The 14783-nt window shown below is 73.7% G+C and carries 14 protein-coding genes; 9 read left to right on the top strand and 5 right to left on the bottom strand.

The window, feature by feature from the left end; translation table 11 throughout:
* Window positions 1-376: 376 nt before the first annotated feature.
* Entirely contained in the window at window positions 377-1726 is a 1350-nt protein-coding gene (locus AC5RWQ_RS29165; RefSeq protein ID WP_494285809.1) for an acyltransferase family protein, read from the bottom strand.
* A gap of 269 nt (window positions 1727-1995) precedes the next feature.
* On the opposite strand from AC5RWQ_RS29165, the gene AC5RWQ_RS29160 reads away from it, so the two are divergent.
* Both AC5RWQ_RS29160 and pseI read left to right on the top strand, forming a co-directional pair.
* The gene (locus AC5RWQ_RS29160; protein ID WP_494285813.1) at window positions 1996-3114 is read left to right on the top strand and encodes a glycosyltransferase family 2 protein; all 1119 of its coding nucleotides are present in this window, start codon (window positions 1996-1998) and stop codon (window positions 3112-3114) included.
* 127 nt (window positions 3115-3241) lie between these two features.
* Window positions 3242-4294 (top strand): pseudaminic acid synthase, encoded by a 1053-nt coding sequence (gene pseI, locus AC5RWQ_RS29155; protein WP_494285808.1) that lies wholly within the window; start codon window positions 3242-3244, stop codon window positions 4292-4294.
* Between the two features lie 58 nt (window positions 4295-4352).
* Here pseI and AC5RWQ_RS29150 read toward each other — a convergent pair whose 3' ends face one another.
* The 4 genes from AC5RWQ_RS29150 to AC5RWQ_RS29135 all read right to left on the bottom strand — a co-directional run bounded on the left by AC5RWQ_RS29150 (window position 4353) and on the right by AC5RWQ_RS29135 (window position 7065).
* Window positions 4353-4745, bottom strand: a complete 393-nt coding sequence (locus AC5RWQ_RS29150; RefSeq protein WP_494285807.1) for a hypothetical protein — start codon at window positions 4743-4745, stop codon at window positions 4353-4355.
* Between the two features lie 82 nt (window positions 4746-4827).
* Window positions 4828-5574 (bottom strand): SDR family NAD(P)-dependent oxidoreductase, encoded by a 747-nt coding sequence (locus AC5RWQ_RS29145; protein ID WP_334492966.1) that lies wholly within the window; start codon window positions 5572-5574, stop codon window positions 4828-4830.
* A complete protein-coding gene (locus tag AC5RWQ_RS29140; protein WP_494285806.1) occupies window positions 5567-6817 on the bottom strand; it encodes an AMP-binding protein in 1251 nt (416 codons plus the stop codon). Before AC5RWQ_RS29140 ends, AC5RWQ_RS29145 begins: the two co-directional genes overlap by 8 nt.
* Window positions 6814-7065, bottom strand: a complete 252-nt coding sequence (locus tag AC5RWQ_RS29135; protein ID WP_334492962.1) for a phosphopantetheine-binding protein — start codon at window positions 7063-7065, stop codon at window positions 6814-6816. Before AC5RWQ_RS29135 ends, AC5RWQ_RS29140 begins: the two co-directional genes overlap by 4 nt.
* 89 nt (window positions 7066-7154) lie before the next feature.
* Here AC5RWQ_RS29135 and AC5RWQ_RS29130 point away from each other — a divergent pair, with 89 nt between their 5' ends.
* The 7 genes from AC5RWQ_RS29130 (at window position 7155) to AC5RWQ_RS29100 (ending at window position 14775) form a co-directional block, all read left to right on the top strand.
* On the top strand, window positions 7155-7664 hold the full coding sequence (locus tag AC5RWQ_RS29130) for a GNAT family N-acetyltransferase (RefSeq protein WP_334492960.1): 510 nt from the start codon (window positions 7155-7157) through the stop codon (window positions 7662-7664).
* Between the two features lie 473 nt (window positions 7665-8137).
* Window positions 8138-9124 (top strand): UDP-N-acetylglucosamine 4,6-dehydratase (inverting), encoded by a 987-nt coding sequence (pseB, locus tag AC5RWQ_RS29125; protein ID WP_494285805.1) that lies wholly within the window; start codon window positions 8138-8140, stop codon window positions 9122-9124.
* Window positions 9121-10278 (top strand): DegT/DnrJ/EryC1/StrS family aminotransferase, encoded by a 1158-nt coding sequence (locus AC5RWQ_RS29120; RefSeq protein WP_494285804.1) that lies wholly within the window; start codon window positions 9121-9123, stop codon window positions 10276-10278. Before pseB ends, AC5RWQ_RS29120 begins: the two co-directional genes overlap by 4 nt.
* A 10-nt stretch (window positions 10279-10288) precedes the next feature.
* On the top strand, window positions 10289-11131 hold the full coding sequence (locus AC5RWQ_RS29115; protein ID WP_334492957.1) for a hypothetical protein: 843 nt from the start codon (window positions 10289-10291) through the stop codon (window positions 11129-11131).
* Window positions 11121-12926, top strand: a complete 1806-nt coding sequence (locus AC5RWQ_RS29110; RefSeq protein WP_494285803.1) for a class I SAM-dependent methyltransferase — start codon at window positions 11121-11123, stop codon at window positions 12924-12926. The genes AC5RWQ_RS29115 and AC5RWQ_RS29110 overlap by 11 nt, the downstream gene beginning before the upstream one ends.
* 56 nt (window positions 12927-12982) lie before the next feature.
* The gene (locus AC5RWQ_RS29105) at window positions 12983-13711 is read left to right on the top strand and encodes a cytidylyltransferase domain-containing protein (RefSeq protein ID WP_494285812.1); all 729 of its coding nucleotides are present in this window, start codon (window positions 12983-12985) and stop codon (window positions 13709-13711) included.
* Window positions 13708-14775 carry a PseG/SpsG family protein gene (locus tag AC5RWQ_RS29100; RefSeq protein ID WP_494285811.1) on the top strand — a complete coding sequence of 356 codons (1068 nt, stop codon included), beginning with the start codon at window positions 13708-13710 and terminating at the stop codon, window positions 14773-14775. Before AC5RWQ_RS29105 ends, AC5RWQ_RS29100 begins: the two co-directional genes overlap by 4 nt.
* The last annotated feature ends 8 nt before the right edge of the window (window positions 14776-14783 follow it).

Below are 14783 nucleotides of genomic sequence, written 5' to 3'. Positions count from 1 at the left end.
GCCCTCATCGCCCTGGCCATGCTCAGCCTCGGCGGCCACCGACCCCAACTACCCAACAGATGACCACCACCGACCCACAAACCCAGCAGAAGACCCATATTTATGCCTCTGCGTCATATCGCTCGTGGTGGTGTCTTCCTCGGCGCCGGTCGGTGGCGACCCGTCTGTCCAGACCGGCCCCGGCGGGCACCGGGCACGGGCACCGGGCCCGGGCACCGGGCACGGGCACCGGGCCCGGGCACCGGGCACGGGCACCGGGTCACCAGCGCCCGGCACGGCAAGCCGGCATCGACACCGACGCCGACGCGGGACCCGGGCGGGCCGCGGGCGCGGGCACCGAAGCGCTACCGTTCGCGCCGGCCACCGTGGACACCGCTCAGCGCGGGTCGCGCCGGCCCGCGTACTCCACCGGACGCCCGACCCCGGACTCGTCGGCGGCCGCCCGCGGCGCCGGCACGCTCGCCCGCCGGAGCGTCCCGGCGGCGCCCTCCAGCGCAGTCGACGGCCCGACCACGGCGGGCCCGGCGTCCGGCCCGGCCACGGCGTGCGCGGCGTCCGGCCCGGCCACGGCGGGCCCGGCGTCCGGCCCGGCCACGGCGTGCGCGGCGTCCGGCCCGGCCACGGCGGGCGCGTCGGGTCGGACGGCCGCCCGGCGACGGGGTGCCAGGCGACGCATCATCGGTGTCTCGACCCAGCGGTGCAGCAGCCCGGCGAGCAAGAGGTTCACCGCCAGGAAGCCGAGCACGGCCAACGGGCCCCACCAGCCGGGCAGGCTCTCGCCGAGACGGCCGGCCAGCCGGAGCACGGTCGTCATCACCAGGACGTGCACCAGGTAGAAGGCGAACGACACCTCGCCGAGCCAGACCATGGTGCGGCGCCGCCACGGCGACCGGCGCCCGTGCACGTCGGCGCCGGCCGCGGCGGTGATGACCAGGAGGTACGCCGCCGACAGGATCGCCGCCCACAGCTCGGCTCGGATCCACTGCGCGGCGACCACCCAGGTGGCCACGAAGATCGCGCTGGCCACCGGCAGCCCCGGGCCCCGCCACCGGCCGCGCCGCAGCAGCTCGGCGGCGGCGACGCCGATCCAGAACTCCAGCGAGCGCACCAGCGGGAAGATCTGGGTGAACCACCAGGTGCTCTCGGTCGGCACCAGCCGCTGACCCGGCCAGAGGGCCACGATCAGCACCGGCACCGCCACCACCACCGCCCAGAGCACGCTCACCCGGACCCGCCGGACCACGGGCAGCACCAGCGGCAGGCAGAGGTAGAAGAAGAGCTCGCAGGAGAGCGACCAGCTCACGTTGTTGATGCTGTAGAAGTAGCCCGGCGTCGGGTCCCAGGCCTGGACGAGGAAGAGGTTCTCCAGGGCCGCCCGGGGCGCCACCGGGTCGGCGAACCACCACATCACCAGCAGCGCGGCGGCGAAGGTCACCAGGTGGTTCGGGTAGATCTTGGCCAGTCGCCGCCGCCAGAAGTCGCGCCGCCGCTCGCCGTCCCGGGCCGACCAGACCAGCACGAATCCGCTGAGGATGAAGAAGAACTGGACACCGGAGAGGCCGAGGGTGAACAGCCACTCGACGACGGCCCTGGCGTCCGGCTGGCCGACGATCCGCATGGTGCCGGCGTGGTAGCCGAAGACCAGCATCGCGGCCACCCAGCGCAGCCCGGTCAGCGACGGCAGGCGGCTCGACCGGGACGCCGCCACGGTCGTCGGGCTCGTCATGCCGGGCACCCGACCGCCGACACGCTCATCCGCACGTCCCTCCCCTGCCGGCCGGAGCCGCCGGCGCGGGGCGGCCGACGACGACAGCGGGCGGTGCCACCGCGGGGCGACCTTACCGGCTCGGCGGGGAGTGCCTATCGTTAACCCTTCGGCCGGCCTTTGGTGAGGAGCTCCGCGTGTCTCGGTCAGATCAGGTTCCGGACCCGTCCACCCGCGTGGTCGAGGGTGGCGACGTGATCGACCCGTCCGCGCCGGGGCCGTTGCTCAGTGTGATCGTCCCGGTACACAAGGTGGAGGCATACCTGCACCAGTGCCTGGACTCGATCCGGGAGGACGTGCCCACCGGGGACGAGGCAGCGGTGGAGATCGTCGCCGTCGACGACGCCTCCCCGGACCGGTGCGGGGAGCTGCTCGACGCGTACGCCGCCCGGCACGGCCGGATGCGGGTCGTCCACCTGACCGAGAACGTCGGCCTGGGCCTGGCCCGCAACGCCGGCCTGGACGTGGCCGCCGGCGAGTACGTCTGGTTCGTCGACAGCGACGACTGGCTGCCTGCGGGGACGATCCCGGCGGTGCTGGAGCGGCTGCGCGCCGACCGGCCCGACGTGCTGATGCTCGATCACCTGCGGGTCTACGAGAACGGCCGGCAGGAGGCCGACGCCAGCAGCCCGCTGCTGCGCGGGGTGACCGGGGTGATCCGCCTCGCCGACCGGCCCGAGCTGCTGCGGGTGCAGCACACCGCCTGGAACAAGGTGGTCCGCCGGACCCTGCTGGACGAGCTGGAGCTGCGCTTCCACCCCGGCTGGTACGAGGACGTCCCGTTCAGCAATCCGCTGCTGATCGGCGCGGAGAAGATCGCCGTGCTGGACCGGGTCTGCTACCTCTACCGGCAGGGCCGGCAGGGCGCGATCACCGCCACCCGTAGCGAGCGGCACTTCGACGCCTTCGACCAGTACGACCGGCAGCTCGACTGGGTCCGCCAACACCACCCGGACCCGACCGTCGAGGGCGAGCTGTTCCAGCTCATGATCAGCCACATGCTGGTGGTGGTCGGCAACGACGGCCGAATCCACCCCGGGATGCGCCGGGCCTTCTTCCACCGGCTGGCCGAGCAGTACCGTCGGCACGTCCCGGCGACCGGCTACCCTCGTCCGGGTGGGGTGGCCGGCCTCAAGCACCGGTTGGTCGGGGAGGACAATTACCTCGCCTACGCCGCGCTGCGCCAGGCGCACCGGCTCGCCGGCCGACTGCGCCGCCCCGCGGCGCCGGTGGCCGCTCCGGCCGCGACGACCGGCCCCTCCGCCGGGCCGTCGGTCCCGGGGCAGGGCGGACGGGGCGTCGACGACGCCGCCCAGTCGGAGGCGCTGACCGGTCACGGCAACCCGTGACGGTGGGCGTGACGTACCCGCGCCGGGAACCGGACCGGTTCCCGGCGGCGACGAATGTGCAGGTCGTCCACGGACGACGACGTGAGGACCGCGCCCCGGCGCGGACGCAGGTGAACAGAGGTCGGAGATGACGGCGACAGTGAAGATCGGCCCGCACGCGGTCGGGCCCGGGGAGCGGCCGTTCGTGGTCGCGGAGATGTCCGGGAACCACAATGGGGACCTGGACCGCGCCCTGGCGATCGTCGACGCGGTGGCGGCCAGCGGGGCGCACGCGCTCAAGCTCCAGACGTACCGGCCGGACACCATCACCATCGACGTCGACACCCCCGCCTTCCGCATCTCGGGCGGGCACGAGCTGTGGGGTGGCCAGAACCTCTACAAGCTCTATGAGAAGGCGCACACCCCGTACGAGTGGCACGAGCCGATCTTCGACCGGGCCCGGCAGCGCGGGCTGACGGTCTTCTCCTCCCCGTTCGACCCCACCGCGGTCGAGCTGCTGGAGTCGCTGAACGCCCCGGCGTACAAGATCGCCTCCTCGGAGCTGGTCGACCTGCCGCTGATCAAGCTGGTCGCGAGCACCGGCAAGCCGCTGGTCATCTCCACCGGCATGGCCACCGTGGCCGAGATCGACGCCGCGGTGCGGACCGCCCGGGAGGGCGGCGCCGGCGGGATCATCCTGCTGGCCTGCACCGCCTCCTACCCGGCGCCGCCGGCCGACAGCAACCTGCGCCGCATCCCGGTGCTGGCCGACACGTTCGGCGTGCCGGTGGGTCTGTCGGACCACACCCCCGGCATCGGCGTGCCGGTCGCCTCGGTGGCCCTGGGCGCCTGCTTCATCGAGAAGCACGTCACCCTGGACCGCGCCGACGGCGGCGTGGACTCCGACTTCTCGCTCAACCCGACCGAGCTGGCGTCGCTGGTGGTCGAGTCGGAGCGGGCGTTCGCGGCGATGGGCGGCACGGTGATCGGCCCGACCCCGGCCGAGAAGGAGGGGCTGCGCTTCCGCCGCTCGCTCTTCGTCGTCGAGGACGTCAAGGCCGGCGACACGGTCACCCCGGCCAACGTCCGCTCGATCCGCCCGGCCGGCGGGCTGCCGCCGGTGGACATCGACAAGGTGGTCGGCCGGACCTTCGCCGCCGACGTGGCCAAGGGCACCCCGCTGAGCTGGGACCTCATCTGATCGCACACTGACCGCTGCCCCCGTACCGCCACCTCGGCGCGACGGGGGCAGCGTCGTCTCAGGGCAGCGGCGCGCAGGCGACCGTGACGACCAGGTCGGCCAGGCGCAGCGTCCGCCATACCGCCGGGGTGTCCACGGGTACGGCCAGCCCGTGCCGCCGCCACCAGGCCGCGACCGGCACGTCGGCCAGCTTGCACAGGCTCTCCGCCCGGGTCCAGCGGTCCCAGAAGTCAGCCGGGCCGAAGCGCCGGGCCAGCGCCGGGGGCACCTCCGCGTCCGCCCGCTCGGCGTCCACCGCGACCCGCCAGCCCGGCGTCGGCGGCCCGTACCAGCCCACGCAGCGGCCGTCGTCGAGGTGGCTGCGGGTGGACGCGTCGGCCAGGTCGGCCGGCCTGCCCACCCGCAGGTGCCGTTCGGCGGCACCGAGCAGCGCCGGCACCGGGCGCGTCACCGCCCGGCCCGCCTCGGTCCCGGATACGGCGAACGGCCCGGACCCCTGCGGGGACCCGGGCCGGTGCGCCGGACGAGTCGGCTCAGATGGAGGCGGCACCGTCGACCACGAGGACCTGGCCGTTGATGTTGGTCTGCTCGCGGAGCAGCATCCGCACCACCGGCACGACCTCCTCCGGCTCGGTGAGGTGCCCGGTGGGGGTGCGCCGGACGATCTGGTCGAGCTGGGTGCTGCCCAGCACGGCCGACATCTCCGAGGCGAAGAAGCCCGGGGCCACCGCGTTGACCAGCATTCGACCGCCCAGCTCGCGGGCCATCGAGCGGGTGGCGGCGTCCATCCCGCCCTTGGTCGCCGAGTACGCGACCAGGCCCGGGTAGCCGCGCTGCGCGCAGATCGAGGTGATGTTGACGATCCGCCCGCGCAGGCCCTTGCCGAGCATCCGCCGGATCACCAGGCGGGTGAGCTGCAACGGCGCGGTCAGGTTCGTCTCGATGATCCGGGCGATGTCGTCGTTGGACGTGTGCACGTGCAGGCTGTCCTGGCCGACGGCGGCGTTGTTGACCACGCCGTCGATCGGGCCGAGCTTCTCCTCCACCTGCCGGATGAAGGCCTGGCCGGCCTTGAGGTCGGTGACGTCCACCGAGCCCACGTGCACCCGGTCGGGGTGCTCGGCGGCCAGCTTCTCCAGCTCCGGCGTGACGGTACGGGCGAAGGCGGCCACCTTGACGCCCTCGGCGAGCAGGTCGGTGACGATGGCCAGGCCCAGGCCCCGGGACCCGCCGGAGACGAGGACGACGGTGCTGGGCGGTACGAGCGCGGAATCAGACATCGCTCTTCAGGGTCTCCTTGACGGGAATCTCGGTCAGCATGCGGATGCGGCGCGGCACCGCGTACTCGGGCAGGCGGTCGGCGCACCAGCGCACCAGCGCGGCCTCGTCCAGCGGCGGGGCGGCCGGGTCGGCGGACGGGGCGGGGACGACCTCGGCGACGACCATCTTGCCGAGCACCGGGGCCCGGCGGCCGGTCACCCGGGCCCAGGACACCTGGGGGTGGGAGGTCAGCACGCCCCGGACGAGGCCGGCGGAGACCTTGCTGCCGCCCACGTTGATCTCGTCGGAGTCGAGCCGACCGGTGATCAGCACCCGGTCGTCCACGATCTGCACCCGGTCCCCGGTGCGCACCGGGCCGTCGAGCCCGGCGCCGTGGTACGGCGACGTGATGATCAGCTCCTCGTCCCGCACCGAGATGGTGGGGCGGCCGGGGGTCTCGCGGTCCAGCCAGGCCACCGGGAATCCGGCGCGGCCGTCGTGCACCACGATCGAGGCACCGACCTCGGAGGAGGCGTAGATCCAGGAGATCCGGGCGTCCGGGAAGAGTTCCCGCAACTGGTCCAGGACGGCCTGGTCGACCGGCTCACCGCCGAGGGTGAGCTGGCGCAGCGGCACCTTGGCCAACGCCTGGGCGTCCCGGTGCAGGGTGCGGCGCCAGAAGGTGGGGGTGCCGGAGGCGGCGTCCACGCCGTGCTCGGCGGCGACCGCCGGCCACTCGTCCAGCTCCTCCGGGTCGATCACCACGAGGTGCTGGCCGGGCTGGGTCAGGGACAGGGTGACCACCTGCCACCAGGCGTAGGTGCCGGGGGCGTACGGGCAGAGCCAGGTCCGCTCCGGCTGGTTGCCCCGGACGGTGGTCAGCGACTCGAGGGTGTGGCCGACCCGCTTGGGCCGCCCGGTGGAGCCGGAGGTGAGCAGCCAGAGCCGGCCCGGCTCACCGGCGCGCGGCGCGGTGGGGTACTCGACCTCGGGCACGCCCTCGGTGAGCGCGGTCACCGCGAAGCCGGCCTCGCTCAGCTCGTCGCGCATCGCCGCGTCGACCCGGCCCGGGGTGCTCAACAGCAGCTCGCCGCCGTGCGTGGCGTGCTGCCGGGCCGCGGTGAGGGCGTCGGTGGAGGTGGCCGCGAGGACCGCCGCGGGCGACGGCAGCTCCGGCGTGGGCAGGTCCCGCCAGGTGCGGGCCACTCCCCCGACGACGATGCGGTTGTCCAGGCCGGCCGGGCTCGCGGTCGCGACGGTCACTGCTTCTGGAGCTCGACGAGGAAGTCGAGGACGTCGGCGACGGTGGCGATCCGACGCAGGCCGGGAGCGTCGAAGTTGAGCTCCTCCCCGGTCTCGTCCTCGACCCGCAGGGCCAGCTCGGAGAAGTCCAGCGACCGGAAGCCGATCTCGCGGAGGTCCGCGGCGTCGTCGTCCGGGAGCACCTTGCCCTGGTTCTTCAAGACCTGCGCCATGAGGTCGCGAATCTGCGCGCGACTCAATTCGTTCATGGGACCGGAGTGTACAGCCCGGCAAATGACCTCCCCTTTTACCGGGTAGGGTCGCGGCGACCGGAGGAACCGAGGGAAACGAGGCCGACGTGCTGCGCGAGGCGACGGACGACGACGTCAACCTGATGCTGTCGTGGCGCAATCAGGAGACCAACCGGCAGGTCAGCAAGACCAGCCACGAGATCACCCCGGCCGAGCACGCCGCCTGGTGGTCCCGGGTCCGGGTGGATCCCTCGCGCCGGGTCCTGATGTACGTCCGCGACAACGTGCCCTGCGGCGTGGTCACCTTCTTCGATCTGCGGCAGGAGCCGCCACGCACCGGCTCGTGGGGCTTCTACCTCGACTCCGACGGGCTGGCCGAGCGGGGCGAGACGCTCCCCGCCTGGCTGGAGGTCATGCGGGAGGCGGTGGACCACGCCTTCGACGAGCTGAAGCTGGACCGGCTCTCCGGTGAGGTGCTCGGCCACAACGCGGTCGTCCGGCAGATGAACCGGCGCTTCCGGTTCGTCGAGGGGACCCCGCAGACCGAGGTCCACGATGGGCGGGAAATCACCGTGATTCCGATTTCGCTGGACCGGGAGAACCGTCGCCGACGGTGATTCCGTAATCGCTTTCCGGGCATTCGCCGATCCGCCGTCCGCCGTTCGCCGGTGGCGCGGAAACCGGCACCCGGGGTGGAAACGGGTCATCCCGGACCACCGCGCCGGCCGACCCCGGCGGCGGCCCGCACCGAACCGGACGAAGTCGTGGCGGCGAGCATTCGGTGGCACGACAGCCTGTACGCCGCGTCACACCGCGTGACGGCGCTGCGTGAGTCGTCGGTCACGCAGCGGCGCAATGCCCTGCTCGGCCCCGGTCGGCGGCCCGGCGGGCGGTGGAGCCGCCGCGCAAGACGCGTTACTCTAGCCAGCGCCGTCCGCGGCAGGCCGCCGGAACACCGCGACGGTCGAACTGTTTAACTGCCCGGTGCCGACCCGGGGGCGTCGGCCCGTCACACCCACCCTGGCTGGCGTCCGTCCGGTCGCATGGCCCCCAGCCACCGGCGCACAACCACGATCTTGGGAGCACCAAATTGAGTGAGTTGAATGGATCCTCCATTCTGATCACCGGCGGAACGGGATCCTTCGGGAAGACCTTCCTCCGGCACATCCTCACCGAGGCCGACCCGGCCCGCGTGGTGGTGTTCTCCCGCGACGAACTGAAGCAGTACGAGCTGAAGCAGCAGCTCGGCGACGACCCCCGACTGCGCTGGTTCATCGGCGACATCCGCGACCTGCGCCGCCTCACCCGGGCCATGCACGGGATCGACTACGTGGTGCACGCCGCCGCGCTCAAGCAGGTGGACACCGCCGAGTACAACCCCTCGGAGTTCATCGCCACCAACATCACCGGCTCCCAGAACGTGGTCGACGCCTCGATCGACGCCGGCGTCAAGAAGGTCATCGCGCTCTCCACGGACAAGGCGTCCAGCCCGATCAACCTGTACGGCGCCACCAAGCTGGTCGGCGACAAGCTCTTCGTCTCCGCCAACCACTACGCCGCGCAGCACCCGACCCGCTTCTCCGTGGTCCGCTACGGCAACGTGGTCGGCAGCCGCGGCTCGGTGGTCCCGCTGTTCCGCCGGCTCGCCGCCGAGGGCAAGAGCCTGCCGATCACCGACAAGCGGATGACCCGCTTCTGGATCACCCTGGACCAGGCCGTCCAGTTCGTCATGGACTCGTTCGACCAGATGCAGGGTGGCGAGCTCTTCGTGCCGCGCATCCCCAGCATGCGGATCCTCGACCTGGTCGAGGCGGTCGCCCCGTCGGCCACCACCCACGAGATCGGCATCCGCCCGGGCGAGAAGCTGCACGAGGAGATGATCGCCCCGGACGACAGCCGGCGGACCCTGCGGGGCAAGGACCGGTTCATCGTCCAGCCGACCATCGCCACCTGGGGCTACCAGCCGCCGGTGGGCTGCGACGCGGTGCCGGACGGCTTCGCGTACCAGTCGGACACCAACGACGAGTGGCTCAGCGTGGAGCAGCTGCGCGAGATGCTCGGCATCACCGGCGCGTGACGGCGATGCTCCCCTACGGGCGGCAGTCCGTCACCGACGAGGACGTCGCCGCGGTCGTCGAGACGCTGCGCAGTGACTGGCTGACCATCGGTCCGCAGGTTGCCGCGTTCGAGGCCGACCTCGCCGGGTGGACCGGCGGGGTCGGCGTCGCCGCCGTCTCCAACGGCACCGCGGCGCTGCACGTGGCGTACGCGGCGGCCGGCGTGGGCCCCGGCGACGAGGTGGTCGTCCCGCCGATGACGTTCGTGGCGACCGCCAGCAGCGCGGTCGCCCTCGGCGCGAAGATCGTGTTCGCCGACGTCGAGGACGAGACCTTCTGCCTCGACCCGGCGGCGGCCGCCGCCGCGGTCACCCCGCGCACCAAGGTGGTCTCCGCGGTCGACTACGCCGGCCACCCGGCCGACTACGACGCGCTGCGGAAGTCGGTCGAGGGCAGCGACGCGCTGCTGCTCTCCGACGCCGCACACTCGATCGGCGGGACGTACCACGGTCGTCCGGTCGGCTCCCTGGCCGACCTGACCACCTTCTCGTTCTTCCCCACGAAGAACCTGACCACCGCCGAGGGCGGTGCGGTCGCCGCGCTCGACCCGGAGATCCTGAAGCGGGCCCGCCGGTTCCGCAGCATCGGGATGGTCCGCGAGCGCGACGAGCTGCGCTTCCCGGACGAGGGCGGCTGGCACCAGGAGGTGCACGAGTTCGGCCTGAACTACCGCCTCCCGGACGTGCTCTGCGCCCTGGGGCGCAGCCAGCTGCGCCGGCTCGGCGACTTCGTCGCCCGGCGGACCGCCCTGGTCGCCCGCTACAACGAGGCGCTGGCCGACCTGGACGGCGTGCTGCTGCCCGCCCAGAAGTCGTGGGCCGACCCGGCCTGGCACCTCTACCCCATCCGGGTGCTGGAGGGCCGCCGCCGCGAGGTGTACGACAAGATGCGGGCCGCCGGCATCGGCGTCCAGGTCAACTACATCCCGGTGCACTGGCACCCGGCGTTCGCGGATCTGGGCTACCAGCGCGGATCCTGCCCGGTGGCCGAATCGTTCTACGAGCAGCAGCTGTCACTGCCGCTCTACCCGACCCTCACCGAGGCCGACCAGGACCGCGTCATCGACGCACTCCGTGCGGCGCTGCGCGGCACCACGGCGCGCTCCGCCGCCTGACGGGGGACTGATGCACCACGCGAACCACTTCTACGGCCACGCGCACGTGCTGGCCCGCTACTGCGGTCTGGGTGACGGCCACCCGCCCCGCATCGACGGGTACGTCCAGCACGGGTGGAACATCGGCGACGGGCTGGCCCCCGGCCACCCGTACGCCGAGTTCACGCCGAGTCTGCTCTGGTCGGAGCAGACCCGGCGGCGGGCCTGGTCGGTGGGGCGGCGCAACGTCACCGTCATCGGTGCGCCGTTCAACTACCTCCTCGCGCTGCGGCCGGAGGACCCGCCGGAATCCGAGCGGGCGGGGACCATCTGGTACCCGTTCCACGGCTGGGAGGGTCAGCACGTCAAGGGCGACCACAACAAGCTGATCGCCCGGATCCGGGACACCGAGGACGGCCCGGTGACGGTCTGCCTCTACTGGCACGAGTACGCGATGCGGCGGGTCCGACGGCTCTACGAGCAGGCCGGTTTCCGGGTCATCTGCCACGGCTACCGCGGCCACTGGTGGAAGGACACCGACCCGCTCTTCCTCGACAAGCAGCTCACCGAGCTGCGCCGGCACCGGCGGGTGGCCTCGAACCGGCTGACCAGTGCCATCTTCTACGGCATCGCCGCCGGCTGCGAACCGGCCGTCTACGGCGACCCGATGGTGCTGTCGAACGAGGACCCCACGTTCGGCGGGCAGGCGCGGATCCGCCGGCAGTGGCCGGAGCTGCACGGCGAGAAGGTCGACCTGCCGACCGCCGTGGCCATCGCCCGCGCCGAGCTCGGCGCCGACCACCGTTGTACGCCGGCCGAGCTGCGCGAGCTGCTCGGGTGGGCGAACCTCCAGGAGGAACGAGTTGACGACTGAGACGGCACCCCACGTCGCGCTGCCCGGCGGGGAGATGCTGGCCTGGTCCGACCTGCCGGAGGAGCGCCTGACCGGCGGCGGGCCGCTGGCCGCGCTCGCCGCGCGGGTCGTACCGGCCGGCGCCCGGGTGCTGGTGGCCGGCCCGCACGACCCGGCGCTGCTGGACGGGCTGGCGCACGCCGAGGTGACCTGCCTGCTGCGCAGCTACCCCGACGGGGTGGTGCTGGCCGACCGGGCCGCGCAGGTGATCGTCGGCGGGGCCAACGGGCTGCCCGCGGGCGAGACCTTCGACGTGGTGATCGCCGCCGCCGGCCTGGACGTCATCGAGTCGGTCGAGGGCGCCCGGCTGGGCTGGCAGGGCCTACTGGACCGGCTGGTCGGCGCGCTGCGCCCGGAGGGCGCCCTGCTGGTCCGGCTGGACAATCCACTCGGCGTGCCCCGACTGGTCGCCACCGAGCCCTGGTACGCCGACCGCGGCGACGCCGCCTGGACGATCAGCGGCGTGCTCGACGCCACCCGGCCGGCCAACCTGGCGCAGCTGCGCGCCCGGCTGACCGAGGCCGGCCTGCGCACCGACGCCAGCTTCGCCGCGTACCCGGGAACGGCCGCGACGACGGCGCTGCTCGACGCCGACGAGCTGGACCGGCGAACCACCTCCGGCCTGTTCGACGCGGTGCTGCACGGCGCCTGCACCGGCGGCCCCACCGGCGCCACCGTGCTCCAGGACCCGGCCCGGCTGGCGGTCGACGCGCTGCACGCCGGGCTCGCCGCGACCCTCGCGCCGGGCTGGCTGCTGCTGGCCCGCCGCGCCGCCGCGCCGGCCGCCGGGCTCCCGGAGCTGCCGGTGGCGCTGGTGCAGACCGGGCCGCCCGGCATCGGGGTCGCCGAGGTGGTGGCGGAGGGCGACGGCTGGCGGTGGCGGACCACCGGGCCGGTGACCCGCGCCGAGGGCACCCCGGCGCCGTTCGCCAGCCGGGAGGCGGCCTACCGCGATCCGGCCGCTCTCAACGGCCCGGTCCCTCACGGGCGGCTGCTGCGCAGCCTGCTGCTCGACGCCTGCCTACGCCGCGACCTGGACACCCTTGAGCGGCTGCTGGGCGGCTACGCGGCCTGGCTCGACAACCAGGCCGGCGCCGACGGGAAGCTGACCGGCGCGGTGGCCCTCGCGGGCACCGACAACGTGGTGGTCGACGGCGACGAGTTCGCCGTGCTCGACCCGAGCTGGCAGGCGGTTGCGCCGTTGACCGGCGACGTGGCGCTGGCCCGGGCGCTGTGGCGGTTCGCCGCCGCGCTGCTCACCGGCGGGTACGCCCACCCGTGGGCGTCCACCCTGGACGTGGCCGGGCTGACCGTGGTCCTCGGCGGAGTGGCTGGCCGGGACCTCGGTCGGGCCACCGTGGACGCGGCGATCGAGGCGGAGGCCGCGATCACCGCCGCGCTGCGCGGGCTGGACAGCGACGGCCGGGTCACCCTCGCCACCGAGCTGCGCGCCGTCGAGCCGACCGACCCGCCGGCCGGGCCGCGCAGCTACCAGCAGCTGCGCGAGGCCTGGGTACGCCAGGGCGAGGAGATCACCCGGCTGGCCGCGAAGCTCACGTGGATCGAGGAGCTGCTCGATTCGCGGGAGAAGGGTCTGCGCCGCGCCGAGGCGACGATCAACCTGCTCAGCGGCTCGCTCAGCTACCGGGTCGGACGGCTGGCCATCACCCCTGCGAGACTGGCGAAGCGAGGTGCCCGGGCGGCCAAGCGCCGGGCCCGCGAGGCACTGGGACCGAAGCAGGAGGAGCAGCAGTGACCGCTCAGAACGACACCACGGGCGGGTTGTCCGCCGGCTCGTCGAGCCGGGGCGACCTGCGGATCGTCGGCGTGGTGCAGGCCCGGATGGGTTCGTCCCGACTGCCCGGCAAGGTGCTGCGCCCGCTGGCCGGGCGCAGCGTCCTCGGCCGGGTGGTGCGGGCCGCCCAGGACAGCGGCGTCCTCGCCGACCTGGTGGTGGCGACCAGCACCGACGCCGTCGACGACGACGTGGTCACCGAGTGCGAGCGGCTGGGCGTGCCCTGCCACCGCGGCCCGGTCGACGACGTGCTGGCCCGGTTCATCGGCGCCCTGGACAAGCACCCCGGCGACGCGGTGATGCGCTTCACCGCGGACTGCCCGCTGCTCGACCCGGAGATCATCACGCTGGTCGCCTCGGTCTACCGGGCGGTCCCCGGCCTCGACTACGCCAGCACCTCGATCGCCCGGACGCTGCCGCGCGGCATGGACGTCGAGATCATCGGGGCGGACGTGCTGCGCACGCTCGACCGGCTCGCCACCGACCACCACCGGGTGCACGTGACCTCGTACGCGTACGCCCACCCGGAGCTGTTCCGGGTGCTCGGGGTGACCCTCACCCCGGACCGGTCGGCGCTGCGGCTCACCCTGGACACCGAGGAGGACTGGGCGCTGGTCCGCGCGGTCGTCGACCACTTCGGCGACGTCAGCGTGCCGCTGGCCAAGCTCGCCGACTGGCTCGACGGCCAGCCGGCGCTGCGCGCCCTCAACTCCGCGGTACGCCAGAAGCGGCTGGAGGAGTCCTGAGCACGGTACGCGTCGGGCTGCGCTTCGACGCCGGCCCGCAGCGCGGCGTCGGCCACCTGATCCGGTGCCTCGCCCTCGGTGAGGAGTTCCTGGCCCGGGGCGCCCGGGTCGAGGTGTTCGGCTCGATCGAACGGGTCGGCTGGGCCAGCGCCCAGCTCACCGCGCGGGGCATCACCGTGCACCCCGGGCCGGACACCCCGCAGGAGTTGGTGGCGACCGCCCGCCGGCACGAGCTGGACGTCATGGTGCTCGACTCGTACGAGCTCGACCCGGCCGGCGCGGGGGCGCTGCGCGCGGCCGGCGTGGTGACCCTCGCCGTCGTCGACGGCGACAGCCGGGGCCAGGACGCCGACCTCTACCTGGACCAGAACTTCGGCGCGGACACGGTCGCGCCGCCCGAGCGGCTGCTCGCCGGCACCCGCTACACGCTGCTGCGGGACTCGGTGGTGGCCACCCGGCCGACCGCGCCCCGGCCGGCGACGCCGGTGGGCCGGCCCCGGGTGCTCGCCTTCTTCGGCGGTACCGACGCGGTGGGCGCCGCCCCGGTGCTGACCCGGGTGCTGCTCTCCACCGGTCACCCGATGGACCTGACCGTGGTGGTGGGCCGCCCGGAGATCGAGGCGGAGCTGGAGACGGTCTCCCCCGGCCGGGGTCAGGCCCTGCACCTGGTGCCGCCGACCGACGGTCTGCCCGCGCTGATCGGCGCGGCGGATCTGGTGGTCAGCGCCGCCGGCACGTCGACGTGGGAGCTGTGCTGCCTGGGCGCGCCGGCCGCGCTGGTCTGCGTGGTGGACAACCAGCGGGAGTCGTACCACCGGGTGGTGGCGCACGGCCTGGTCGCCGGCCTGGGCGAGCTGCCCGAGCTGGTCGGCACGGGGCTGGCCGGACGGACGGCCCGGGCGACCGCCGCGCGGACCCTGCACGACCTGCTCAGCTCCCCGGAGGCCCGCGCGGCGCTCTCCGCGCGGGCCTGGGAGACGGTGGACGGGCGGGGCCGGGCCCGGGTGGCCGACGCCGTCCTCGGCGCGGTCCACGAGCGTCGTACGCCTGTACTAAACCCCTGATAGGGTGG

It is taken from the genome of Micromonospora sp. BS32 (assembly GCF_059089345.1).
Note: the sequence above shows the minus strand (reverse complement) of the source record. Positions and strands in the feature narration are given on the sequence as shown.

Excerpts from the sequence above, each read along its gene's own strand:
- AC5RWQ_RS29165 (WP_494285809.1), bottom strand. The coding sequence starts at position 1,726 with ATGACGAGCCCGACGACCGTGGCGGCGTCCCGGTCGAGCCGCCTGCCG.
- AC5RWQ_RS29145 (WP_334492966.1), bottom strand. The coding sequence starts at position 5,574 with ATGTCTGATTCCGCGCTCGTACCGCCCAGCACCGTCGTCCTCGTCTCC.
- pseI (WP_494285808.1), top strand. The coding sequence starts at position 3,242 with ATGACGGCGACAGTGAAGATCGGCCCGCACGCGGTCGGGCCCGGGGAG.
- AC5RWQ_RS29135 (WP_334492962.1), bottom strand. The coding sequence starts at position 7,065 with ATGAACGAATTGAGTCGCGCGCAGATTCGCGACCTCATGGCGCAGGTC.
- AC5RWQ_RS29115 (WP_334492957.1), top strand. The coding sequence starts at position 10,289 with ATGCACCACGCGAACCACTTCTACGGCCACGCGCACGTGCTGGCCCGC.